The 23,525-nt window shown below is 64.2% G+C and carries 18 protein-coding genes and 4 tRNA genes; 13 read left to right on the plus strand and 9 right to left on the minus strand.

From position 1 onward, the window contains the following. Positions 1-20: 20 nt before the first annotated feature. Both AC1Q7F_RS23400 and tsaE read right to left on the minus strand, forming a co-directional pair. Positions 21-1,025 carry an aminoglycoside phosphotransferase family protein gene (locus AC1Q7F_RS23400; RefSeq protein WP_492510962.1) on the minus strand — a complete coding sequence of 335 codons (1,005 nt, stop codon included), beginning with the start codon at positions 1,023-1,025 and terminating at the stop codon, positions 21-23. Positions 1,026-1,031: 6 nt separating this feature from the next. Continuing rightward, on the minus strand, positions 1,032-1,484 hold the full coding sequence (tsaE, locus tag AC1Q7F_RS23405) for a tRNA (adenosine(37)-N6)-threonylcarbamoyltransferase complex ATPase subunit type 1 TsaE (RefSeq protein ID WP_492510963.1): 453 nt from the start codon (positions 1,482-1,484) through the stop codon (positions 1,032-1,034). A 150-nt stretch (positions 1,485-1,634) separates the two neighbouring features. Between tsaE and AC1Q7F_RS23410 the strand changes: the two genes are divergently transcribed. Then, positions 1,635-2,654: an NAD(P)/FAD-dependent oxidoreductase gene (locus AC1Q7F_RS23410; RefSeq protein ID WP_492510964.1), complete on the plus strand. Its 1,020-nt coding sequence runs from the start codon at positions 1,635-1,637 to the stop codon at positions 2,652-2,654. Positions 2,655-2,851: 197 nt separating this feature from the next. Here AC1Q7F_RS23410 and AC1Q7F_RS23415 read toward each other — a convergent pair whose 3' ends face one another. Together AC1Q7F_RS23415 and AC1Q7F_RS23420 are read right to left on the minus strand one after the other, a co-directional pair. Further along, a complete protein-coding gene (locus AC1Q7F_RS23415; RefSeq protein ID WP_492510965.1) occupies positions 2,852-4,069 on the minus strand; it encodes an acyl-CoA dehydrogenase family protein in 1,218 nt (405 codons plus the stop codon). A 53-nt stretch (positions 4,070-4,122) separates the two neighbouring features. Beyond that, complete coding sequence (locus AC1Q7F_RS23420; RefSeq protein WP_492510966.1) at positions 4,123-6,228, minus strand: 3-hydroxyacyl-CoA dehydrogenase NAD-binding domain-containing protein; 2,106 nt, start codon at positions 6,226-6,228, stop codon at positions 4,123-4,125. Between the two features lie 264 nt (positions 6,229-6,492). On the opposite strand from AC1Q7F_RS23420, the gene AC1Q7F_RS23425 reads away from it, so the two are divergent. Next, positions 6,493-7,173, plus strand: a complete 681-nt coding sequence (locus AC1Q7F_RS23425; RefSeq protein WP_492510967.1) for a TetR/AcrR family transcriptional regulator — start codon at positions 6,493-6,495, stop codon at positions 7,171-7,173. Positions 7,174-7,209: 36 nt separating this feature from the next. On the opposite strand, the gene AC1Q7F_RS23430 is transcribed toward AC1Q7F_RS23425, so the two are convergent. The 5 genes from AC1Q7F_RS23430 to rlmB form a co-directional block, all read right to left on the minus strand. Next, entirely contained in the window at positions 7,210-9,240 is a 2,031-nt protein-coding gene (locus AC1Q7F_RS23430; RefSeq protein ID WP_492510968.1) for an aminopeptidase P family protein, read from the minus strand. A 218-nt stretch (positions 9,241-9,458) separates the two neighbouring features. Next, complete coding sequence (locus AC1Q7F_RS23435; protein ID WP_492510969.1) at positions 9,459-10,175, minus strand: hypothetical protein; 717 nt, start codon at positions 10,173-10,175, stop codon at positions 9,459-9,461. 89 nt (positions 10,176-10,264) lie between these two features. Further along, on the minus strand, positions 10,265-11,830 hold the full coding sequence (locus AC1Q7F_RS23440) for a peptidoglycan-binding protein (protein WP_492510970.1): 1,566 nt from the start codon (positions 11,828-11,830) through the stop codon (positions 10,265-10,267). Positions 11,831-12,061: 231 nt separating this feature from the next. After that, positions 12,062-12,136: transfer RNA gene (locus AC1Q7F_RS23445), tRNA-Thr, on the minus strand. A 55-nt stretch (positions 12,137-12,191) separates the two neighbouring features. Then, positions 12,192-13,514: a 23S rRNA (guanosine(2251)-2'-O)-methyltransferase RlmB gene (gene rlmB / locus AC1Q7F_RS23450; protein ID WP_492510971.1), complete on the minus strand. Its 1,323-nt coding sequence runs from the start codon at positions 13,512-13,514 to the stop codon at positions 12,192-12,194. A 140-nt stretch (positions 13,515-13,654) separates the two neighbouring features. On the opposite strand from rlmB, the gene AC1Q7F_RS23455 reads away from it, so the two are divergent. The 11 genes from AC1Q7F_RS23455 (at position 13,655) to rpoB (ending at position 23,523) form a co-directional block, all read left to right on the plus strand. Further along, a tRNA-Tyr gene (locus AC1Q7F_RS23455) sits at positions 13,655-13,739 on the plus strand. Positions 13,740-13,815: 76 nt separating this feature from the next. Beyond that, positions 13,816-13,889, plus strand: a tRNA-Gly gene (locus AC1Q7F_RS23460). Positions 13,890-13,955: 66 nt separating this feature from the next. Beyond that, complete coding sequence (gene tuf, locus AC1Q7F_RS23465) at positions 13,956-15,143, plus strand: elongation factor Tu (protein WP_492510972.1); 1,188 nt, start codon at positions 13,956-13,958, stop codon at positions 15,141-15,143. A gap of 362 nt (positions 15,144-15,505) precedes the next feature. Further along, positions 15,506-15,581, plus strand: a tRNA-Trp gene (locus AC1Q7F_RS23470). 104 nt (positions 15,582-15,685) lie between these two features. Next, positions 15,686-15,883, plus strand: coding sequence for a preprotein translocase subunit SecE (secE, locus tag AC1Q7F_RS23475; protein WP_492510973.1), 198 nt, complete (start codon positions 15,686-15,688; stop codon positions 15,881-15,883). 3 nt (positions 15,884-15,886) lie between these two features. Beyond that, positions 15,887-16,417, plus strand: coding sequence for a transcription termination/antitermination protein NusG (gene nusG, locus AC1Q7F_RS23480; RefSeq protein WP_492510974.1), 531 nt, complete (start codon positions 15,887-15,889; stop codon positions 16,415-16,417). Between the two features lie 136 nt (positions 16,418-16,553). Then, a complete protein-coding gene (gene rplK / locus AC1Q7F_RS23485) occupies positions 16,554-16,988 on the plus strand; it encodes a 50S ribosomal protein L11 (RefSeq protein WP_492510975.1) in 435 nt (144 codons plus the stop codon). Then, positions 16,988-17,698, plus strand: a complete 711-nt coding sequence (rplA, locus tag AC1Q7F_RS23490; RefSeq protein ID WP_492511004.1) for a 50S ribosomal protein L1 — start codon at positions 16,988-16,990, stop codon at positions 17,696-17,698. Before rplK ends, rplA begins: the two co-directional genes overlap by 1 nt. Positions 17,699-18,004: 306 nt before the next feature. Continuing rightward, the gene (gene rplJ, locus AC1Q7F_RS23495; protein ID WP_492510976.1) at positions 18,005-18,523 is read left to right on the plus strand and encodes a 50S ribosomal protein L10; all 519 of its coding nucleotides are present in this window, start codon (positions 18,005-18,007) and stop codon (positions 18,521-18,523) included. Between the two features lie 45 nt (positions 18,524-18,568). Further along, on the plus strand, positions 18,569-18,946 hold the full coding sequence (gene rplL / locus AC1Q7F_RS23500; protein ID WP_492510977.1) for a 50S ribosomal protein L7/L12: 378 nt from the start codon (positions 18,569-18,571) through the stop codon (positions 18,944-18,946). 383 nt (positions 18,947-19,329) lie between these two features. Next, a complete protein-coding gene (rpoB, locus tag AC1Q7F_RS23505) occupies positions 19,330-23,523 on the plus strand; it encodes a DNA-directed RNA polymerase subunit beta (RefSeq protein ID WP_492510978.1) in 4,194 nt (1,397 codons plus the stop codon). Positions 23,524-23,525 lie beyond the last annotated feature (2 nt).

Here is a 23,525-nt window from a genome sequence, read left to right on the forward strand (position 1 = left end):
CTCACTCACTCCAATTCGGCTTAACGCCCAAGAATATGGGCCACAGCCCCGTCACGGGGCAAATGCTGATCCATGAAACTTTGTAACGGCGACAGCAGCGGGTGCGCGATGGCCCCCTGGAACTGGCCCCAGACCCGGTGCAGGAAGGCCAGCTGCCTGGCCTTGCCCCCGCCCGCCGCCAGTTGCGCTACGCGGCCCAGGATGCGGGCATGGCGCATGGCGCCCATCACGGCGTAGCTGGCCAGGAACGCATCGCGCGACAGGCCGGGGCGGGCGGTCAGATAGCGATCGATCATGGCGGCCTGGATGGCGTCCGGCACATCGCGCCGCGCATCCTGCAACAGCGACAAAAGATCATAGCTGACGGGACCGATGCCGCCATCCTGCACATCCAGCAACCCGCAGGCCCGCACACCCGGCCGCATGGGCAGGGCCATCAGGTTGCCGGGATGATAGTCGCGCAGCAGCAGGCTGTCCGGCACGATACCCAGCACCTGGCCCAGCACCGTGACCCAGGCATCGTCCAGTGCCCGGCGGCCGGCCGCGCTCAACGGCTGCTCCGCCGCATCCAGATAGGCATCGCCGAACAGGGCCACCTGTCTGGTAAACAGGCTCAGATCGTAGCGCTGCACATCCGGTGCCGTCCCATTGTCGAACCGGTCATGCAGGTGGGACAGCACGTCGGTTGCCACCTGATAGAGCGGCCAGGGGTCGTCGCCCTGCTCCAGCAGGGTGGCGAAACTGTCATCGCCGAAATCCTCCAGCAGCAGCAGACCCTGGCCCGTGTCCTCGGCGAAAATCTCCGGTGCCGACAGGGCCACATCGCGCAGCAGGGCGCACATGCGCAAAAACGGCGGCACCTGTCCGGCCCCGTCACCGGCCGCATCCATCAGGATGGCGCGGGTGCCATCCGGTCTGGTCAGCCGCTCATACCGGCGGGTGGACCAGTCGGCGCCCATCGACAGGCGGGCGGCATCGGCCCAGCCTGCCCGATCCAGGAAGGAACGGATCATTTCGTCACGCATTCGGGGTCACAATCCTTCCAGCCGTGCAGCCCAGACACCATGCCCGGTCAGCACCGCACGCCGGGCCGCCGGCCCGTCCAGCGTCAATTCCACATCCAACCGGTCGCGGGGCATCAGTGGCCCCAGCCGTTCCGGCCATTCCACCAGGGCGCAGGCATCGCGAGCCTCCTCCCAGCCCAGTTCCACCACCTCGCCCGGATCGGTCAGGCGATAGAGGTCGAAATGCCAGATGGGCGGCGACGGATGCTCATAGGTCTGCACCAGGGTGAAGGTGGGGCTGGGCACCTCCTCTGCCGGATTGCCGGCCAGATGCCGGATCATGGCGCGGGCGAGCGCCGTCTTGCCGGCGCCTAAGTCGCCGCGCAGCGTCACCACGTCGCCGGCCCGCAGATGCGGGGCGATGCGGGCTGCCAGCGCCGCCGTCGCGGCCTCGTCGGGAAGGGAAAGGGTAAGCGTCATACGGGTGGGCTTTCCTGGATCATGGCAGCCAGACTCCGACAAAAGGGCCCCGCACTGCAAGAGGCGACGCAATCACACCCTTGCCATCCGTCCCGAAACGCGGCACCAAACGCCACCTGTCCGATATCCGCCCGCCGGGAGCGTTGATCCATGTCGACCGAGATTGTCCATTCCACCGATGTCGTCATTATCGGCGCCGGCCCTGTGGGCCTGTTCGCCGTGTTCGAATGCGGCATGCTGAAGCTGCGCACCCATGTGGTGGACGCGCTCGACATGGTGGGTGGTCAATGCGCGGCGCTGTACCCGGAAAAGCCGATCTATGACATCCCAGCCCATCCCGCCATCGACGGTGCCGACCTCATCGACAAGCTGGCCGAACAGGCGGCCCCGTTCAGCCCCACCTATCATCTGGGCCAGCAGGTCACGACGCTGACCCGGACCGACGCCGGCTGGCGTGTGGGCACCGACAAGGGCACGGTCATCGATGCCAAGGCGGTGATCATCGCCGCCGGTGTGGGCGCCTTCGGCCCCAACAAGCCGCCGCTGGAGGGTCTGGAACAGTACGAGGGCACGGGCGTCTTCTATCTGGTGAAGCGCCGCCAGGATTTCGCCGGCAAACGCATCGTCATCGCCGGGGGCGGCGACAGCGCCGTTGACTGGGCCAACAGCCTGGCCGAGGTCGCGGCCCATGTCATGCTGGTCCACCGACGGCCGAAATTCCGCGCGGCACCGGAAAGCGTCTCCCGCCTGGACGCGCTGGTGAAGGAGGGCCGGGTGGAGATGGTGGTGCCGTACCAGCTGTCCGGCTTGGAAGGCACCGACGGAAAGCTGACCGGCGTGCGCGTCGCCGACCTGGACGACAAGGAGAAGGTGCTGGCGGCTGATGTGTTGCTGCCCTTCTTTGGCCTCGCGATGAATCTGGGTCCCATCGCTGATTGGGGCCTGGACATGGAGAAGGGCCACATCCTGGCCGATCAGCGGACCCTGGCCACGTCGGCGCCGGGTATCTATGCCATCGGCGACATCGCCCATTATCCGGGCAAGTTGAAGCTGATCCTGTGCGGGTTCAGCGAGGCGGCGATGGCAGCACACGCCGTGCATGCCCTGATCCATCCCGACCAGCCCATGCATTTCGAATATTCGACGACCAAGGGCGTGCCGGGGGCGTAAACGATACGGTGCGATATTCTCTCTCGCCTTCCCGGCGCAGGCCGGGACCCAGGGTCAAGCGCCCGACCTTTCAGCCGCTTTGATCCAAGCAGCGTCGAGGTTTGATCCTGTGGCCCCTGGGTCCCGGCCTGCGCCGGGAAGGCGGGTAAGTTGTGTTGCTACTTAAAACAGTCAGCGTCTGAAACCAACGCAGTACCTCACCCCCGGTACTTGCCCAGTTCCATCTTGCCGATCTGGTTGCGATGCACCTCGTCCGGGCCGTCGGCCAGGCGCAAGGTGCGGGCATTGGCATAGGCCCAGGCCAGCGGAAAATCATCGCAGACGCCGCCGCCGCCATGGGCCTGGATGGCCATGTCGATGACCTGACAGGCGACATTGGGGGCCACGACCTTGATCATGGCGATCTGGGCCTTGGCCACCTTGTTGCCCACCGTGTCCATCATGTGCGCGGCCTGCAGGGTCAGCAGGCGGGCCTGATCGATGGCGATGCGGGCATCGGCAATGCGCTCCAGCCAGATGCTTTGTGCCGCAATGGGCTTGCCGAAGGCGACGCGCGAGGACAGGCGCTTGCACATCAGTTCCAGGGCGCGCTCCGACGCGCCGATCAGGCGCATGCAATGATGGATGCGGCCCGGGCCCAGGCGGCCCTGCGCGATCTCGAACCCTCGGCCCTCGCCCAGCAGCAGGTTGGATGCCGGTACCCGCACATTCTCGAACAGCACCTCGGAATGGCCGTGTGGCGCATCATCATAGCCGAAGACAGGCAGGGGGCGCTTGACCGTGACGCCGGGCGTGTCGGTGGGCACCAGGATCATGGATTGCTGGCGATGGCGATCCTCCCCGTCCGGGTCGGTCTTGCCCATGACGATCATGATCTTGCAGCGCGTGTCGCTGGCGCCGCTGATCCACCATTTGCGGCCATTGATCACATACTCATCGCCGTCGCGGATGATGCGGGTGGCGATGTTGGTGGCGTCAGAGGAGGCCACCGCCGGTTCCGTCATGGCGAAGGCCGACCGGATTTCACCGGCCAACAAGGGCTTGAGCCAGCGCTCCTTATGCTCATCCGTGCCATAGCGGACCAGCACCTCCATATTGCCTGTGTCGGGGGCAGAGCAGTTGAATACTTCCGGTGCCCAATGGGAGCGGCCCATGATCTCGCACAGCGGCGCATATTCCAGGTTGGTCAGACCCGCGCCTAAGTCGCTGTCCGGCAGGAACAGGTTCCACAGGCCGGCCTGGCGGGCCTTTTCCTTCAGTTCCTCCAGCAGCGGCACCGGCTTCCACCGGGTCGGGCCTTCCGCCACCTGGGCATAAAGCGCGGGCTCGTTGGGATAGACATAGGCGTCCATGAAAGCGGTCAGCCGCTCATGCAGATCGCGGGCACGGGGTGACATCTCGAAGATGGCGGTCATGGCGGGGACTTTCGCTGAAAGGGGGTAAGGGGCGGGTGGGGAGCAGCAAATGCTCACCCGAAGCCCTTCTTCCCTTCCGCCACCAGCCGCCGCAGCAGTGGGGCCGGCTCCCAATAGGCGCTGTCGGCGTCGCTTGCCGCCACGGCATCGGCATGATAGCGGGTGATGTCGGCCAGGACATTATCCAGCCCGGCCAGTTCCGCGAATTTCATCGGGCCGCCGCGCCAGGCGGGGAAGCCGTAGCCATAGATATAGACGATGTCGATATCGCCGGCCCGCAACGCCATCCCTTCCTCAAGGATCTTCGCCCCCTCATTCACCAGACTGTAGATCAGGCGCTTGCTGATCTCCTCATTGCTGATGGCGCGCGGGGTGATGCCCCTTTCCGCGCGATAGGCGTCGATGACGGCCGTGACCTCCGGATCGGACAGAGGGGTACGGTTGCCGGGTTCATACCGGTACCAGCCGCGGCCATTCTTCTGGCCCTTGCGCGCCGGATCGATGCGATCGGCCAGCGGCGTGCCATAGATCAGGCCGGCGGCCACGCGCCGTGCCCGGATGAAACCCATCACGTCCAGCCCGGCCAGATCACCCATGGCAAACGGCCCCATGGCCAGGCCGAATTCCAGGGCGGCCTTGTCTACCTGCTCCACCGACGCGCCCTCGATCACCAGGCGCTGGGCCTCGGTCGCGTAATACTGGACCATGCGGTTGCCCACGAACCCGTCGCAATTGCCGACCAGGACGCTGACCTTGCCGATCTGCTTGCCCACGGCCATGGCGGTGGCGATGACGTCCGGGGCGGTATGCTTGCCGCGTACCACCTCCAGCAGCTTCATCACATTGGCCGGGCTGAAGAAATGCATGCCAATGACGTCGGCCGGGCGCTGGGTGTGGGCGGCGATAGCGTCCAGGTCCAGGGTGGAGGTGTTGGATGCCAGGATGGCGCCTTGCTTGGCCACCGCGTCAATCCTTCGGAAGACCGTGGCCTTCACGTCCGCATCCTCGAACACCGCCTCGACGATCAGGTCGGCATCAGCCAGGTCGGCATAGTCGGTGGTGGGCTGGATCAGCGACAGGCGCTTGTCCATCTCCGCCTGGGCCAGCTTGCCCTTGGCGACCGTGCCCGCATAATTCTTGGCGATGACGCCCATGCCGCGATCCAGCGCCGCCTGGTCCAGGTCCAGCAGGCGCACGGGAATGCCGGCATTGACGAAGTTCATGGCGATGCCGCCGCCCATCGTGCCGCTGCCCAGCACGGCAACTTGCGCGATCTTGCGCGCAGGTACGCTGGGCGGCACGTCGGGAATCTTGGAGATGGCGCGTTCGGCGAAGAACACATGGATCAGGGCCTTGGCCTGATCATGCGCCATGCATTGGAAGAACAGCTCCCGCTCGTGCTTCAAACCGGCATCGAAAGGCAGGGTGAAGGCGGCCTCCAAGGCGTCGACACAGCGCTGCGGCGCGAACTGGCCGCGCGCGGACCTGGCCAGCGCGGTACGCGCCTCATCGAACACCGCACTGCCCTTGTCGGCGGCCAAGCCCTCCTCCCGATCCCGCGTACGCTTGTGCGGGCCGGCAGGCAGGGTTGCGGCGAAGGCCAGTGCTGCGGCCAGCGGGTCGGTGCCTTCACCGACATGGTCGATGATGCCCAGGGACAGGGCCTTGGCTGCCGGCAGGAAGGCACCGGTGGTGATCATGTCGATGGCGGTCTTCGCCCCGACCAGCCGCGACAGGCGCTGCGTGCCGCCACCGCCGGGCAGGATGCCCAGCTTCACTTCCGGCAATCCCACCTGCGCCTTGGCCAATGCGACGCGGTAATGGCAGGACAGGGCCACTTCCAGCCCGCCGCCCAGGGCGGTGCCATGGATGGCGGCGATCACCGGCTTAGGCCCCGATTCGATCAGGGCGTTGACATCGTTCAGGTCGGGCTCGCCCATGCCACCGGTCAGGAACTCCGCGATGTCGGCCCCGGCAATGAAGGTGCGCCCGGCACCGACGATGACCAGGGAGGTGACGGCGGGATCGTTGAACCCTTGCGTCACCGCGTCCCACAGCCCCTGGCGCACGGCCTGGGACAGGGCGTTGACGGGCGGGCTGTCCACGGTGACGACACCGACCGCGCCCTGGCGGTCGTAACGGACAGGAAGCTGGCTCATCTGGCGTTTCCCCTCTGCCGGCACCGATGGTGCTGGGATTGTCATTGACCCCATGTTAATTTCAAACAACTGTTTAAGTCAATCCATGAAGCCCCCACCCTCTTCCGTAACGTCATGCCAGCTGTCATGCGGGTTACAGGATGGTTGGCGTCGGCGCGCGGCATGGATAAAGTGTGAACGGCCGTTTGATACGGTCGCGTATAATGCCCCGGCCAAGGGGTGATTCAGGGCTGTGGTTCAGGGCTGTAGCGGGGACGAAACGGGATGAAGGCAGGGGCCGATCCGGCCGCCGACACGCAAGTGATGGGCGGGCGCCAGGATACCAAGGAAGTGATCCTGGACGCGGCGGAGAAATTATTCGCTGAGAAAAGCTATTCCGCCGTATCGCTGCGCGAGCTGACGCAGGCCGCGGGCGTGAACCTGGCGGCGGTGAATTATCATTTCGGGTCGAAGGACGCGCTGCTGATCGCCGTGTTCCGGCGCGGCGCCATGGAGTTGAACCGCGCCCGTGCCCGTCTGCTGCGCGAGGCGGAGGAAAAGGCCAATGGCGCCACCCCGCCGGTGCGCGACATCGTGGCCGCGCTGGTGCTGCCGGCCATCCGCTATTCCTTCACCTCCACGCGTCTGGCGCTCTACAACCAGTTCGTGGCGTTTGCGCGTGGCGACGGTCCGGCGGAAGCGCGGGAGATGCTGGACAAGGAGGTGGGGCATTTGCAGCGCTTCGCCCTGTCGCTGGCCCGCGCCCTGCCGCACCTGCCGCAGAACGAGGTTTATTGGCGCCTGCATTTCGCCATGGGCGTGCAGCATTCGCTCTATACGGATATCAAACGGCTGGAGACCCTGTCGGGCGGGCTCTGCCAGCTGGATGATCTGGACGCCGTGGCGGCCCGCGTCATCGATTATGTGACGGCGGGCCTGGAGGCACCCTATACCGCGAAGGGGTAAGCACCGGCCGGGGGAAAGCCCCCGGCCGGTCGCCCATCACAGCAGAGCCGCCGTCGCCTGTTCCAGCCAGGCCAGGTCATCGCCCGACACCAGCGGCGACAATTCCGCCTTCACCCGTGCATGATAGGCGTTCAGCCAGTCTCGCTCCTCCCCCGTCAGCAGGGCGGGGTCGATCATGCGGCGGTCGATGGGGCAGATTGTCAGCGTCTCGAAACCCAGCATCGGCCGTTCGGCCCCCGGCACGGCCACCGGCACCACCAGTTCCAGATTTTCCATGCGCAGGCCATAGGAACCGGCCAGATAGTAACCCGGCTCGTTCGACAGGATCATGCCGGGCAGCAGGGTGACGCTGTTCAGCTGCTTGCCGATACGCTGCGGCCCCTCATGCACCGACAGGTAGGAACCGATGCCGTGGCCGGTGCCATGGTCGTAATCCAGCCCCTGTTGCCACAGGAACTGCCGCGCCAATGTGTCCAGCTGGCTGCCGGCGGTACCAGCCGGGAAGCGGGCGCGGTTCAACGCGATATGGCCCTTCAGCACCAGGGTGAAATGCCGGCGCGCCTGCGGGCCGACATCGCCGACCGCCAGGGTGCGGGTGATGTCGGTGGTGCCGTCCAGATACTGCCCGCCGCTATCCAGCAGGAAGACGCTGTTATTCTCGATGCGGCGGTTGGTGGCTGGGGTCGCGCGGTAATGCACGATGGCGCCGTTGGGGCCGGCGCCGCTGATTGTCTCGAAGCTGGGGCCGCGGAAATCGGCGGCACCCTGGCGGGCCTTATGCAGCTTGGCCACGACCGTCAGCTCGTCCAATTGGCCCTTGGGTGCCTCGATATCGAACCAGCGCAGGAAACGCACCAGGGCGGCACCGTCGCGGCGATGGGCGGCCTTCGCCCCCTCGATCTCCGTCTGGTTCTTCACGGCCTTGGGCAGGACGCAGGGGTCACCACCCTGGTCCAGTCTGGCCCCGGCCTTGGACAGGCGCTCCACCACCCACAGCGCCGCCGTGCCGCCATCCAGGCGGACTTTCGCCCCCTCCGTCCCCAGCGCATCCAGCGCGCCGGCCAGTTCGTCGGGCGCGCGGATCGCGACCTGGTTGCCCAGATGCTCCTCCAAACCCGGCGCCAGCTTGCAGCGATCAACGAACCAGTCGACATTGCCGTCGGCGCGGATGGTGGCAAAGGACAGCGGCAGCGGCGTGCAGGGCACGTCGGCGCCACGCACATTCAACAGCCAAGCGATGCTGTCCGGCTGGGTCAGCACGGCGGCGTCGGCCTTCAGCCTGGACAGCGCCTCGGCAATGTCGGCCCGCTTCTCGGCTGCGGAACGGCCGGCGGCGGATAGCGGCTGGATATTCACCACGCCCAACGGGGCCGGCGGCTGGTCTGTCCACACCGCATCGACGGGGCTGCCGTCGGTGGCCACCAGTTCCACGCCGGCAGGGTTCAGGCTGGCGCGCATCTTGTCGGCCCAGGCGGCGGTGTGCATCCAGGGATCGAAGCCCAGGCGGGACCCGGGCGGCAGGTTCGCCGCCGCCCAGTCGCCGTGGAATTCCTCGACCAGATGGTGATAGCTGAACAGGCTGGGCGACACTTCCTGGCGCACCTGGATGGTGTAGCGGCCATCGGCGAAGACGGCGGCCTTGTCCAGCAGCACGACGACCGCACCGGCTGACGCGGTGAAGCCGCTGATCCAGGCCAGACGGCTGCCGCGCAGCGGCACATATTCGCCCTGATATTCGTCGGCACGCGGAATGACGAACCCGTCCAGCCCGCGCCGCTTCAACTCGGCGCGCAGGGCCGCCAGCCGGGCGGCATGGTCGCCCTTGGCGGGGTCGGCCGGGCGGTCGATGGTGGCGCGCAGGGCCGTCAGCTGCTCCGACGTCGCCTCCGACCGGCGGGCCGAGACAAGGTCCAGCCAGGCATCGGGCAATTCGCCATCAGGTGCGGCATTGACCCCGGCGATCAGGTCCCGGATGGACGCGACCGACCGGTCGATCCCGTCGGCACGCAACAGATCGGCCAGGACGGCATCACCCTGGTAGGAGGCGGTATGGAGGCTGACAGACACTTTATGGCTCCCGCGAGCTTTATTGGTGCCGCCACGCTAGTGCGGTGGGCGCGGGGGCGCAAGGGGTGGGGTGGGGGCAGTGTCTTCCGGTCAATCTTCAGTCGTTGGTGAGTTCGGGAGGGCGTCCGGTGAGGCCTCTGGCGATTTCCTCGATCTCGACATGACAGATTGAGTCCTGTCAGGACTCAATCTGATCATTTGTCTACGTCCCCAAATCGCTACTCATTTTCATCCTGTGAGGCCCCAACGCCGAGGCCCAGCGGCGTCAAGGCATTGAACTGGACAAACTTGCTGATCCTGGGGTTGGTGTTCGCATATTCGCGGATGCGGGCCGCTGTCTTGGGCGCGACGGTTTTCAGGTAATTCGGGTTGGTCAGGTAGGCTCGGATCGCTTCTGTCATCAACTCACGTTTGATGTCGTCGCCCTTGTACCCCATATGCTGGGGCTTCATCGGCGGGCCGTATTTTTGTGGATTGGTCAGCGTGTTGTAGACGGTCTCAAGTTCTTTGATCAATCCGTCGGTTGGGATTGTTCCGGCGATATCGTCTATAGCGTGGCCCACTTCGTGCGCAACAACACGAGGCCCAATCTTGTCGCCAAGATTAGGGTCAATGCGGATAGCTTGTTCATCACCGTAGCGTACGTAGCGACCAGCGTCTGATCCAATACGATTTCGGTTCGCTGTCAGTTCTATTGGGCGTCCGGTGAGTCCTTCCGCAATTGCTGCCATTGCTTCCGGATCGATTTTTTCATCCGCTCCCACGAACCGTCGTCCAGCCACGAAGGGTGCAGTGAGGGGTCTTCCTTCACGATCTGAAGGGAGTGGGCTGCCTTCATCGTGGTCCGGCGAATTTTTGATTCCATGAGGGTAATCCTCTGTGAATGGCCGCTGCGGAAGCGTGGGCGAATCCTGAAAGGAATGGGCTTGCTTCATCGAGGTCCGTTCTCGATTGTCCCTCGCTGGCAGGACAGATTGAGCCCTGACAGGGCTCAATCTGATCATTTGTCTATGCCCCCAAATCGCTACTCATTTTCATCCTGTGAGGTGGCAACGCCGAGGCCCAGCGGTGTCAAGGCATTGAATTGGACGAACTTGCTGATCTTGGGGTTGGTGTTCGCATATTCACGGATGCGAGCGGCTGTCTTGGGTGCGACCGATTTCAGGTAATTCGGGTTTGTCAGATAGGCTCGGATCGCCTCCGTCATCAGTTCCCGTTTGATGCCGTCGCCTTTGTATCCAATATGCTGAGGCTTAAGCGGAGGACCGTGCTTCTGCGGGTTGTTCAGCGTGTTGTAGACTGTCTCAAGTTCCTTGATCAGTCCATCGGTGGGAATGGTCCCGACAAACTCATCAATGGCGTGCGATGTCTCATGCGACAGCGTTCTCGGGATTTCTGCGTCAGGTAAAGTGGCGCGCACATATATTGTTGAGCCGTCAGGACCACGGACAAAACGACCGGAATCCGAACCGATCAACTTTCGGTCGGTAGTGAAGACGGGAGAACGTCCTGTGAGGCCTCTGGCGATTCCCTCGATCTCGACATGATTAATTCCCTGATCTGGCGCCCCGCCGTTTCTTCGTCCAGCCACGAGGGGTGCAGTGAGGGGTCTTCCTTCACGATCTGACGGCAGCGGGCTTCCTTCCTGGAGGTCCGGTAAATTTTGGTTTCCATGAGGGTAATCCTCTGTGAAAGGCCGCTGCGGAACCGAAGGTGCATCATAGATGAACACCTTCTTCTGAGCAAGGCTTGCCCCTTCTGCTCGTTTGGCGAGCTTGCCTGCAAATCCCGGAACAAATGGCAGAATCCCGAGTGCGTTCGCGGCCGCGCCTTTATAGTCCCCATCATAAAGCGCCTTTCCAGTGTCAATGACCGACAACCCTTCCCCAATGACTGGCGTCATTCCAAGCAAGTCGTAAGGTGTCAGAAGGGGGGCTTCGCCGGATGGCATGATGCGAACCTGCCGCGCCCAGTTCTCCTGATCCCGGAAACTGTCATAGCCCATGTTGCGGTTGGTCAGGCGTGGGGGCTTCTTGGCAACGCTGTCCGGAACCTGTTCTTCCAGTGAGCGCATCGTCTCGCCATCGGGCAGAAGCTTGCCATCCACCCTGAGGTTATGGGCCTGCTGAAACTTACGGATATCCTTGTCCAGCCGTGCGCTGTGATAGCCGTTGGGGCCTTCCTCGCCATCAATTTCGTGATAGCCGGCCTTGTTCAGCAGGACCTGAACCTTGGCGATGTCCGGTCGAAGATTGTCGCCGCCATTGCCGTTGACCGTCGCCTTCAGGCGGAAGGGTTGATTGCCCAGCAAATCCTCCACCGGCTTGCCATCGCGCCACGCCTGCTGAAACGCCGGGAACCGTTGGTCGCCCGCATCGTCAACCAGGCTGGCTTGCCGGGCCTGCCTTTGCATCCCGGAAAAGCCGGCACCGGGAACCTGGTCGACCGCCGGTTCGTCATCGAACAGGCTGCGGTAATCGACGCTGCGTAGCGACGTGCGTCTTCTGTCCTCATCATCGCCATCAAACCAATTGGTGACGTCGTCGATCAGGGATGAGAGGCCGGCTGTGATGCTGAACGGATTGATCAAGGGAGGCTCCTTCCAGGCATGCGCCACCATCCGAACCGGATGGGGCCGTGGATTGCAGAAATGAAAATGCCCGGCACGCTGGTGGCGGCCGGGCATAGTATTTGATTTTATTCCTATGAATTTGCCAAAAGAACTCGGTCCCGTCAACAGAAAGCGGGGTGAGCCGTTGGTGCACGCGGACATATGGGATGGAGAGACCCATCGCCCCAGGTGGGCGGATCGGGGACGAGCTGGTGCCGGCTGTCAGGATTGAACTGACGACCTACCGCTTACAAGGCGGTTGCTCTACCACTGAGCTAAGCCGGCGATCCAGGCGGGGTTGCCGGAGGGGCAGGACCCCTCCGGCGAACGGGCGGCGACATTAGCGCCGACGCGCGACCTCGTAAAGAGCCACGGCGGCCGCCGTGGAAACATTCAGGCTGCCGACCGGGCCGCCCGTGGGCAGCTTGACGATCTCGTCCGCCCGTTCGCCCGTCAGGCGGCGGATGCCGTCGCCTTCCGATCCCAGAATCAGGGCCGTGCGGCCGGACAGGTCCACCTCATGCAGGTGGCGGGCCCCCGATTCGGCCAGGGCGACGGTCCAGAAGCTGGCGGCCTTCAGCTGGTCGATGGCGCGGGCCAGGTTGGTGACGCGCACCAGCGGCACCGCTTCCACCGCGCCCGACGCGGTCTTGGCCAGCGTGCCGGTGACGGGCGGGGCGTGACGGTCCTGGACGATCAGCGCCTTGGCGCCGAAGGCCGAGGCCGAGCGCAGCACGGCCCCGACATTGTGCGGGTCCGTCACCTGATCCAGCACGACCACCAGGGCCAGCGGATCATCGGCGGCGGCATCGATGATATCCTCGATCTCCACCTCCGGCAGGGGCGCGCAGGAAAGCGCCACGCCCTGGTGCACGGAACCGGGCGGCAGCAGCCGCTCGATCTCTTCCTTCTCCACCAGGCGCGGCTCGGGCCGGTCCAGTTCGGCCTTCGACGCCATGTCGAAGGCGGCCTCAAGGGCCTCCAGGCCGGATTCGGTGACGAACAGGTCGCGGATCTTGCGGCGCGGATTGGCCCAGGCGGCGGAAACCGCATGCACGCCATAGAGCAGGTTATGCTTGTTCAGCGCCGGGCCGGTGCTGGCGCGCAGCGGTGGTGCTGATTCGAGACCCAGCTCCTCCGCCGCACTCATCGGACGGCGGCGTTCGCCCTGATCCTCCCCGCCGCGCGGTGGGCGGTTGGACGGGCGGCGGTCGCCACGGTCGGCATAGGCGGGACGATCACCGCCGGGGCGGCCCTCGCGCCGGAACTCGCCGCGACCATCCCCACGACCCTCGCCACGGAACTCCCCGCGACCTTCCGCGGCGCGGGGCCGGTCGGAACGGCGGTCGTCGCGCCGGTCATCGCCGGCCCGCGCCGGACGTTCGCTGCGCCCCCCTTCCGTGCGGGGGCCGCGCGGGCCCTCCCCCTCTGCGCGGGGACCGCGCGGCCCCGCAGCGGATGTACCGGCGCGCGCCGGCTTGCCATAGCCCGACTTGGCCGGGCCGGCCTTGGCGTAACCGGGCTTGCCCGGACGGCTGCCGGGGCGCGCATCGTCGCCGCCGGTACGGTTGGGACCACGTCCGCCGGAACGGGAAGCGCCGCCGCTGCTGGCGCCGCCCTTGCCGGGACGATCTGACTTAGGGGAGGGGGGTCGGTTTCTCATGCGCCCACTTTCGTTCAAACCCAGCATTTCCGCCAGCGGATAGAAAGAATGACGACGCATGTCAGAATGGCGTTGACAGGGTCCGTTTAATCCGTATAACCCCCAACTCCGTTCCGGCCGCTGGTCGAGAACGGCACCGCGGAAGGGTGGCCGAGTGGTTAAAGGCAGCAGACTGTAAATCTGCCCGCATAGCGTACGCTGGTTCGAATCCAGCCCCTTCCACCAGTTCAGGCGCGCCTCAGAATATGGGGCGCGCCGTTCTGCTTGTGGTGACGTTGTCGTCGGTGGGCGAATGACCCGTGCGGGTGTAGCTCAATGGTAGAGCAGAAGCCTTCCAAGCTTACGACGAGGGTTCGATTCCCTTCACCCGCTCCATACCCAACCCGTTTTCCACGACCCGGCGTCTTCTAGAGATCGCGGCAGGCAAGGGCACAGGATATCATGGCAAAGGCAAAGTTTGAGCGGAACAAGCCGCACTGCAACATCGGCACGATCGGGCACGTCGATCATGGCAAGACGTCTTTGACGGCTGCCATCACGAAGGTGCTGGCGGAGACCGGTGGGGCGACCTTCACGGCCTACGACCAGATCGACAAGGCGCCGGAAGAGAAGGCCCGTGGCATCACGATCTCGACCGCTCACGTGGAATACGAGACCGCGAACCGTCACTATGCTCACGTCGATTGCCCGGGCCACGCCGATTATGTGAAGAACATGATCACGGGTGCGGCGCAGATGGACGGCGCGATCCTGGTGTGCTCGGCCGCTGACGGCCCGATGCCGCAGACGCGCGAGCACATCCTGCTGGCCCGTCAGGTCGGCGTGCCGGCACTGGTCGTGTTCCTGAACAAGATGGATCTGGCCGATCCGGACCTGGTCGAGCTGGTGGAGATGGAGCTGCAGGAGCTGCTGACCTCCTACGGCTTCCCGGGCGACGAGATCCCGATCGTCAAGGGTTCGGCCGTGGCGGCTCTGCAGGACAAGACGCCGGAGATCGGCCGTGATGCCATCCTGAAGCTGATGGCCGAGGTCGACCGCTACATCCCGCAGCCGGAGCGTCCGATCGACAAGCCGTTCCTGATGCCGATCGAAGACGTGTTCTCGATCTCGGGTCGTGGCACCGTTGTGACGGGCCGCGTCGAGAAGGGCATCGTCAAGGTCGGTGAGGAAGTCGAGATCGTTGGCCTGAAGGCCACCGTGAAGACGACCGTCACGGGCGTGGAAATGTTCCGCAAGCTGCTGGACCAGGGCCAGGCTGGCGACAACATTGGCGCGCTGCTGCGCGGCACGAAGCGTGAGGATGTGGAGCGCGGCCAGGTTCTGGCCAAGCCGGGCTCGATCAACCCGCACACGGACTTCGAGGCCGAGACCTACATCCTGACGAAGGAAGAGGGTGGCCGTCACACGCCGTTCTTCGCCAACTATCGTCCGCAGTTCTACTTCCGTACCACGGACGTGACCGGCTCGGTGACGCTGCCGGAAGGCACGGAGATGGTGATGCCGGGCGACAATATCCGCTTCGCCGTCAAGCTGATCGCCCCGATCGCCATGGACGAAGGTCTGCGCTTCGCCATCCGCGAAGGCGGCCGCACCGTCGGCGCCGGCGTCGTGTCGAAGATCGTCAAGTAATTATTCCCTAGAGAAGCCGGGCGGTGGCATCCGCCGCCCTGGCTCACGGCGCACGCGCGCCGGGTCGGCAGTCGCCGACCTCCAAGCGCCTGAAGTTGCTTTCAGGCGTTTGGTTCAGGGATATCGGACGGGGCCGCTGGAAACAGCGGCCCTTTTCCTTATTTATGGAAGGGTTGGCTGGAAACAGTCCCGTCCTTCCGGGAATGCGGCGGGCGCAATGATCCCCTGCAATGCGTATCAATGATCGGTGCAAACTGGTTGTTGCGTTGCGGGCGCGATTGCGCTATCAACCCGCACTCCCCGGGACCGCTCGGGGCGACGGTGACGTTTTGTCATTGGCGCCGCAATCGGTTCCGAGGTGTAGGAGTGTAGCTCAACTGGTAGAGCACCGGTCTCCAAAACCGGGGGTTGGGGGTTCGAGCCCCTCCACTCCTGCCATCCCCTCAAAAAGGATGGCCCCTTGGCCGAAGTCCGGTCCCAGCCGGTGCCAGTGCCAGGGCGACGAAACGGTATGTGCATTCAGGAATGATGGCCAGCGCCACATGGCAAAAACCAATCCCGCAGAATTCTTGCGCGAGGTGCGCCGTGAGGTCGCCAAGGTCACTTGGCCGACCCGGAAGGAGACGCTTGTCTCCACCGGCATGGTCTTCGTGATGGTGATCCTGGCTTCCATCTTTTTCCTGACGGTGGACCAGATCCTTGGATTCGGCATCCGCCTCATTCTTGGTATCGGGGGCTGATCCATGGCCATGCGTTGGTACGTCGTCCACGTCTATTCGGGCTTCGAGAAGAAGGTCGCGCAGGCGGTCCGTGAGAAGGCGGCGCAGAAGGGCTTGGAAGAGCTGTTCGGCGATATCCTGGTCCCGACCGAAGAGGTCGTGGAGATCCGTCGTGGCGCCAAAATCAATTCGGAGCGCAAGTTCTTCCCCGGCTATGTGCTGGTGAAGATGGAACTGACGGACGATACCTGGCATCTGGTGAAGAATGCGCCGAAAGTGACCGGTTTCCTGGGCAGCGGCGGCAAGCCGCAGGCCATCTCGGAGACCGAGGCGCTGCGCATCATGAACCAGGTGCAGGAAGGCGTGGAGCGGCCCAAGCCCTCCATCACCTTCGAGGTGGGCGAGAATGTCCGGGTCACGGACGGTCCCTTCACCTCCTTCACCGGTCTGGTCGAGGAAGTGGACGAGGACAAGTCCCGCCTCAAGGTCGCGGTGTCGATCTTTGGTCGCGCCACCCCGGTGGAACTGGAATATACCCAGGTCGAAAAGATCTGACGAATTTCCGGCCGGTGGTTCGCCATCGGCCGGTTACCCCGCGTGGGAGGCTACAGCCCGCAAGTCCAAGGGCGGCCGCACCACGCAAATCCCATGACGGAACGGCCCTGCCGCCCGTCAGACTATGAGGATCATCATGGCGAAGAAAATCGTCGGCTATATCAAGCTGCAGGTTCCGGCCGGCAAGGCCAATCCCAGCCCGCCCATCGGCCCGGCGCTGGGTCAGCGCGGCCTGAACATCATGGAGTTCGTCAAGCAGTTCAATGCAAAGACGGCCCAGCTGGAACAGGGCATGCCCATTCCGGTCGTGATCACCGCCTTCGGTGATCGTACCTTCACGTTCGTGACCAAGACCCCGCCGGTGACCTACTTCCTGAAGAAGGCCTCGGGCATCACCAAGGGTTCGCCCACGGTCGGCAAGTCGCCCACCATCGGCAAGGTGACCACCAGCCAGGTGCGCGCCATCGCCGAACAGAAGATGGTCGACCTGAACGCGAACGACGTGGAAGCCGCGATGAGCATGATCATCGGTTCCGCCCGTTCCATGGGTCTCGAAGTGGTGGAGGGCTGATCATGGCCATCGGTAAGCGTCTGAAGAAGGCCAACGGCAACGTTGACCGCGCCAAGTTCTACGTGCTGGGCGATGCCGTCAGCACCGTGAAGGGCAATGCCACCGCCAAGTTCGACGAGACGGTCGAGATCGCCCTGAACCTGGGCATCGATCCGCGTCACGCCGACCAGCAGGTCCGCGGCATGGTCGTGCTGCCGAACGGCACAGGCAAGACCGTCCGCGTCGCCGTGTTCGCCCGTGCGGGCGCCAAGGCTGACGAGGCCAGGGCCGCTGGTGCCGACATTGTCGGCGCCGACGATCTGGCCGAGGCCATCCTGGGCGGCAAGATGGATTTCGACCGCTGCATCGCCACCCCGGACATGATGGGCGTGGTCGGCAAGCTGGGTAAGGTTCTGGGCCCCCGCGGCCTGATGCCGAACCCGAAGCTGGGCACCGTGACCCCGAACGTCGCCGACGCCGTCAAGGCGGCCAAGGGCGGTTCGGTCGAGTTCCGCGCCGAGAAGACCGGTATCGTGCATGCCGGCGTTGGCAAGGCCAGCTTCACGGCTGAAGCCCTGGAAGAGAACGTCAAGGCGTTCGTCGGCGCCATCAACCGCGCCAAGCCGGCCGGCGCCAAGGGCACCTATATCGAGAAGGTCTCGCTGTCCTCCTCGATGGGGCCGGGCCTGAAGCTGGATGTGCAGGCGCTGGTCGCCGCGCTGAACGCCTAAGTCCAGATACGAGTTTCCCGTTCCGGTTTCGGCCGGAACGGGACCGGGTCTTCACAGTCGAAGGCCCACCCTGTCCGAGACCGCCGTGCGCCGATGGGACCCGTCCCTGACGCTTAATAGACCAGCCGGCGCAGACAGGAGCGAAAGCATTGATACGCCGGGACGGCACCAGCCGCCCTGGACATGATGGCTTGAAGCTTCTGGGACAGGTAACCCCATCTGGGCTGGTTCGTTTGAACCGGCCTGGATGTGTTGTAACCGGGCGGAACGGCCTTATGGCTGTCCTGTCCCAAATGGAGGCGAACCGTGGATCGTTCACAGAAGGAAGCTACGATCGCGGCCCTTAATCTTGAGCTGCAGTCGGCAGCCCTCGTCGTCGTGACTAAGCAGTCCGGCATGACGGTGGCTGAAGTTACCGACCTGCGCCGCAAGATGCGGGCTGCGGGTGCTAGCTACAAAGTGACCAAGAACTCGCTCGCCGTCATCGCCCTCAAGGGCACGCAGTTCGAGAAGACCGAGGGCCTGTTCAAGGGTCCGACCGCCATGGCCTGGTCCAAGGACCCGGTTGCGGCAGCCAAGGTCGCCATCGACTACGCCAAGACCAACGATAAGTTCAAGGTCATTGGCGGCTCCATTGGCAACGTCACGCTGGACGCCGCGGGCATCGATGCCCTGTCCAAGCTGCCGTCGCTGACCGAACTGCGTGCTGGCCTGCTCGGCATGATCCAGACCCCGGCGACCCGTATCGCCGGTATTCTGCAAGCGCCGGGTGGCCAAGTGGCCCGCGTTCTCGCGGCCTACGCCAAGAAGGACGAGGCGGCCTGAGCCGCATCTCAATCTACCCTTATCTAGTGTTACTAGGAGACCATCATGTCCAAGCTCGAGAAGCTGGTTGAAGAACTGTCCGCCCTGACCGTCATCGAGGCGGCCGAACTGTCCAAGCTGCTGGAAGAGAAGTGGGGCGTTTCCGCCGCCGCTCCGGTGGCCGCTGCTGCTGCTCCGGCCGCTGCCGCTGCCGCTGCTCCGGTGGAAGAGCAGACCGAGTTCACTGTTGAGCTGGCCGATGCCGGCGCCAACAAGATCAACGTCATCAAGGAAGTCCGCGCCATCACCGGCCTGGGCCTGAAGGAAGCCAAGGACCTGGTCGAAGGCGCTCCGAAGGTCGTGAAGGAAAGCGCGACGAAGGAAGAAGCCGCCAAGCTGAAGAAGCAGCTGGAAGACGCTGGCGCGAAGGTCAACGTCAAGTAAGTAGCGGCGGTGGCTTTCGTCACTGCATATGAGGACGCCGGACGGTGACCTCCCTGGAAGGGGGGTCCCGCCCGGCGTCGTCTGTCTTTTCTGAACCGGAACGTTCCGCTATCATGGCGGGCTTTTCCGGGACGGGACCATGGCGGTTCCGGAAAGGGCGGGGGAAACCCTGCCTTGGACGGGAAAAACCAAGGCAAATCCTGGCTTCCACCGGCAGCGGAAGCGGGAAATGCTGATGACAACGACGCGATCCGGCGCCGATCCTGGTGGATTTGCGCCCGCGTCGATTCGTGTTTTGGGGCGGCGGGTAACAGGCCCGTGGTCCCAAGTTGGGCATTGACCAGAGCGCGCACTGCACCGGGCGAGTTCACGAGAGGCACTCTATGGCCAAGTCGTTCACGGGACGTAAGCGTATCCGCAAGAGCTTCGGGCGTATCCCCGAGGTGACCCGCATGCCGAACCTGATCGAGGTTCAGCGCAGTTCCTACGACCACTTCCTGCAAATGGACGTGGCGCCGGAAAAGCGGGCGGTCCTCGGTCTCCAGGAGGTCTTCAAGTCGGTATTTCCGATCAAGGACTTCTCCGAGCGCGCCGTGCTGGACTTCGTCCGGTACGAGCTTGAGCAGCCAAAATATGATGTCGAGGAATGCCAGCAGCGCGGTATGACCTTCGCCGCCCCGCTGAAGGTGACCTTGCGCCTGACCGTGTTCGATGTTGATGAGGATACGGGCCTGCGCTCGATCCGCGACATCAAGGAGCAGGACGTCTATATGGGCGATATGCCCTTGATGACGGCCAACGGCACCTTCATCATCAACGGTACCGAGCGCGTGATCGTCAGCCAGATGCACCGCAGCCCCGGTGTGTTCTTCGACCACGACAAGGGCAAGACCCACAGCTCGGGCAAGTACCTGTTCGCCGCCCGCGTCATCCCTTATCGCGGCTCGTGGCTGGATTTCGAGTTCGATGCCAAGGACATTGTCTATGTCCGCATCGACCGCCGCCGCAAGCTGCCGGCCACCACGCTGCTATACGCGCTGGACGGCCTGGACACGGAAGCCTCGCGCGCCGCCCGCAAGGCGCTGGGCAAGGACCTGCTGCCCTATGAGGCGCAGGGCATGACCAAGGAAGAGATCCTTGGTGCCTTCTATGCGACCGTGAATTACACACGGGCCGGCGCCGGTTGGAAGACCGCGTTCGAGCCGGAGCGCCTGAAGGGCCAGAAGCTCGTCAACGACCTGATCGACGCCCGCACGGGCGAGGTTCTCGCCCAGCGCGAGACCAAGATGACCCCGCGCGTCCTGAAGCGCCTGGTTGACCAGGGCCTGACCGAGGTCTCGGCCTCGGTCGAGGAAATCGTTGGCCGTTATCTGGCCGTCGACATCATCGACGAGCGCACGGGCGAGGTCCTGTACGAGGCTGGTGACGAGATCAGCAGCGCGTCGCTGGACAAGCTGGAGAAGCAGGGCGTCCAGGATCTGCCGGTCCTGGCCATCGACCATCTGAATGTCGGCCCCTATATCCGCAACACCATGGCTGCCGACCGCAACGCGTCCCGCGAGGACGCGCTGGTCGACATCTACCGCGTGATGCGCCCGGGTGAGCCGCCGACGCTGGAAAGTGCCGAAGCGCTGTTCCAGGGCCTGTTCTTCGACCAGGAGCGCTACGACCTGTCGGCCGTGGGCCGCGTCAAGATGAACGCCCGTCTCAATTTCGAGACGGACGATCAGATGCGCGTGCTCCGCAAGGAAGACATCCTGAAGATCCTGAAGATCCTGGTGGAGCTGAAGGACGGCCGCGGCGAGATCGACGATATCGACCATCTGGGCAATCGTCGCGTCCGTTCGGTCGGCGAGCTGATGGAGAACCAGTATCGCGTCGGTCTGCTGCGCATGGAACGTGCGATCCGCGAGCGCATGAGCTCGGTGGAGATCGACACGGTCATGCCGCATGACCTGATCAACGCCAAGCCGGCCGCCGCTGCTGTACGTGAGTTCTTCGGCTCCTCGCAGCTGTCGCAGTTCATGGACCAGACCAACCCGCTGTCCGAGATCACGCACAAGCGTCGTCTCTCGGCCCTGGGGCCGGGCGGTCTGACCCGTGAGCGCGCCGGCTTCGAAGTTCGCGACGTGCACCCGACCCATTATGGCCGTATCTGCCCGATTGAGACGCCGGAAGGCCCGAATATCGGTCTGATCAACAGCCTGGCCACCTATGCCCGCGTGAACCAGTACGGCTTCATCGAAAGCCCCTACCGCAAGGTGGTGGACCAGAAGGTGACGTCGGAAGTGGTCTATCTGTCGGCCATGGAAGAAGGCCGCTACATGGTGGCCCAGGCCAATGCGCCGTTGAGCGCAGATGGCAAGTTCGCCGAGCTGCTGGTGTCGTGCCGCAAGGGTGGTGAATATCTGCTGGCCCGTCCGGATATGATCGATCTGATCGACGTGTCGCCCAAGCAGGTCGTTTCCGTCGCCGCGGCGCTGATCCCGTTCCTGGAGAACGACGACGCCAACCGCGCGCTGATGGGCTCCAACATGCAGCGCCAGGCCGTGCCGCTGATCAAGGCGGATAGCCCGCTGGTCGGTACCGGCATGGAAGCGACGGTTGCCCGCGACAGCGGCGTGACTATCGTTGCCAAGCGCGCCGGCATCGTCGATCAGGTGGACGCCACCCGTATCGTGGTCCGCGCGACCGAGAATACGGATGCGGCGGCCCCCGGCGTCGATATCTACAACCTGTTGAAGTTCCAGCGTTCCAACCAGAACACCTGCATCAACCAGAAGCCGCTGGTGAAGGTGGGCGACCGGGTCATCACCGGCGACATCATCGCCGATGGTCCGTCGACCGACCTGGGCGAACTGGCCCTGGGCCGTAACGTGCTGGTCGCGTTCATGCCCTGGAATGGCTACAACTTCGAAGACTCGATCCTGATTTCCGAGCGGATCGTGCGTGATGACGTCTTCACCTCGATCCATATCGAGGAGTTCGAGGTCATGGCCCGCGATACCAAGCTGGGCCAGGAGGAAATCACCCGCGACATTCCCAACGTGGGTGAAGAGGCTCTGAAGAACCTCGACGAAGCCGGCATCGTCTATATCGGCGCCGAAGTCCGTCCGGGCGACATCCTGGTCGGCAAGGTCACGCCGAAGGGCGAAAGCCCGATGACGCCGGAAGAGAAGCTGCTGCGCGCCATCTTCGGTGAAAAGGCGTCGGACGTGCGTGACACGTCGTTGCGCCTGCCGCCGGGTGTCGTCGGTACCGTCGTGGAAGTGCGCGTCTTCTCCCGTCGCGGTGTCGACAAGGATGAGCGCGCCCTGGCCATCGAGCGGGCCGAGATCGAGAAGCTGGCCAAGGACCGCGACGACGAGAAGGGCATTCTCGAACGCTCCTTCTACACGCGTCTGAAGGAACTGCTGATCGGCCAGACTGTCGTGTCGGGGCCTAAGGGCCTGAAGGGCGGCGAGACGATCAATGCCGAGTTGCTGTCGGGCCTGACCCGCGGCCAATGGCGCCATATCTCCGTTGCCGATGACAGCGTGATGGAGTTCATCGAGCAGACTGGCAAGGTGTTTGACGACAGCGTCCAGCGCCTGCAGGAGAAGTTCGAGAACAAGGTCGAGAAGCTGCAGCGCGGCGACGAGCTGCCGCCCGGCGTGATGAAGATGGTCAAGGTCTTCGTGGCTGTGAAGCGCAAGCTGCAGCCCGGTGACAAGATGGCCGGTCGTCACGGCAACAAGGGCGTCATCAGCCGCATCACCCCGATCGAAGACATGCCGTACCTGGAAGATGGCCGGAATGTCGACATCGTGCTGAACCCGCTGGGTGTGCCGTCGCGCATGAATGTCGGTCAGATCCTGGAGACCCACCTTGGGTGGGCCGCCGCCGGTTTGGGTCGCCAGATCGGTGAGATGCTCGACAAGATGCGGGCCAAGGCGACCGATGCTGTCCTGAAGTCCAAGACCCTGGATGATCTGCGGGCCCGCCTGCGCCACATCTATGGTGAGGATGTGTGGGGCAGCGACATCTCCGACATGGGCGACGCCGAGCTGATCGAGCTGGCCAACAACCTGCGTCGCGGCATCCCCTTCGCCACCCCCGTCTTCGACGGTGCGCGTGAAGAGGATATCTGCCGCATGCTGGAAGATGCCGGCATCGACCGCTCGGGCCAGATGCAGCTGATCGACGGCCGCACCGGCGACCCGTTCGACCGCAAGGTCACGGTCGGCTACATCTACATGCTGAAGCTGCACCACCTGGTCGACGACAAGATCCACGCCCGCTCCATCGGCCCCTACAGCCTGGTCACCCAGCAGCCGCTGGGCGGTAAGGCCCAGTTCGGTGGTCAGCGCTTCGGTGAAATGGAAGTGTGGGCGCTGGAAGCTTACGGCGCTGCCTACACGCTGCAGGAAATGCTGACGGTGAAGTCGGACGACGTGTCCGGCCGTACCAAGGTCTACGAGGCCATCGTCCGTGGCGACGACAACTTCGAAGCCGGCATTCCCGAAAGCTTCAACGTTCTGGTCAAGGAACTGCGTTCGCTTGGCCTGAATGTCGAGCTGAACGAGCGCGATTACTAAGC

The organism is Niveispirillum sp. GW835-FHT14G11, from assembly GCF_058793615.1.

Bases quoted from the DNA above. Each gene is read 5' to 3' on its own strand.
- AC1Q7F_RS23420 (WP_492510966.1), bottom strand. From the start codon at position 6,228: ATGAGCCAGCTTCCTGTCCGTTACGACCGCCAGGGCGCGGTCGGTGTC.
- nusG (WP_492510974.1), top strand. From the start codon at position 15,887: ATGGCCATGCGTTGGTACGTCGTCCACGTCTATTCGGGCTTCGAGAAG.
- AC1Q7F_RS23400 (WP_492510962.1), bottom strand. From the start codon at position 1,025: ATGCGTGACGAAATGATCCGTTCCTTCCTGGATCGGGCAGGCTGGGCC.
- AC1Q7F_RS23435 (WP_492510969.1), bottom strand. From the start codon at position 10,175: ATGAAGCAAGCCCATTCCTTTCAGGATTCGCCCACGCTTCCGCAGCGG.
- rpoB (WP_492510978.1), top strand. From the start codon at position 19,330: ATGGCCAAGTCGTTCACGGGACGTAAGCGTATCCGCAAGAGCTTCGGG.
- AC1Q7F_RS23425 (WP_492510967.1), top strand. From the start codon at position 6,493: ATGAAGGCAGGGGCCGATCCGGCCGCCGACACGCAAGTGATGGGCGGG.
- tuf (WP_492510972.1), top strand. From the start codon at position 13,956: ATGGCAAAGGCAAAGTTTGAGCGGAACAAGCCGCACTGCAACATCGGC.
- AC1Q7F_RS23415 (WP_492510965.1), bottom strand. From the start codon at position 4,069: ATGACCGCCATCTTCGAGATGTCACCCCGTGCCCGCGATCTGCATGAG.
- rplK (WP_492510975.1), top strand. From the start codon at position 16,554: ATGGCGAAGAAAATCGTCGGCTATATCAAGCTGCAGGTTCCGGCCGGC.
- tsaE (WP_492510963.1), bottom strand. From the start codon at position 1,484: ATGACGCTTACCCTTTCCCTTCCCGACGAGGCCGCGACGGCGGCGCTG.
- rlmB (WP_492510971.1), bottom strand. From the start codon at position 13,514: ATGAGAAACCGACCCCCCTCCCCTAAGTCAGATCGTCCCGGCAAGGGC.
- rplL (WP_492510977.1), top strand. From the start codon at position 18,569: ATGTCCAAGCTCGAGAAGCTGGTTGAAGAACTGTCCGCCCTGACCGTC.
- AC1Q7F_RS23410 (WP_492510964.1), top strand. From the start codon at position 1,635: ATGTCGACCGAGATTGTCCATTCCACCGATGTCGTCATTATCGGCGCC.
- secE (WP_492510973.1), top strand. From the start codon at position 15,686: ATGGCAAAAACCAATCCCGCAGAATTCTTGCGCGAGGTGCGCCGTGAG.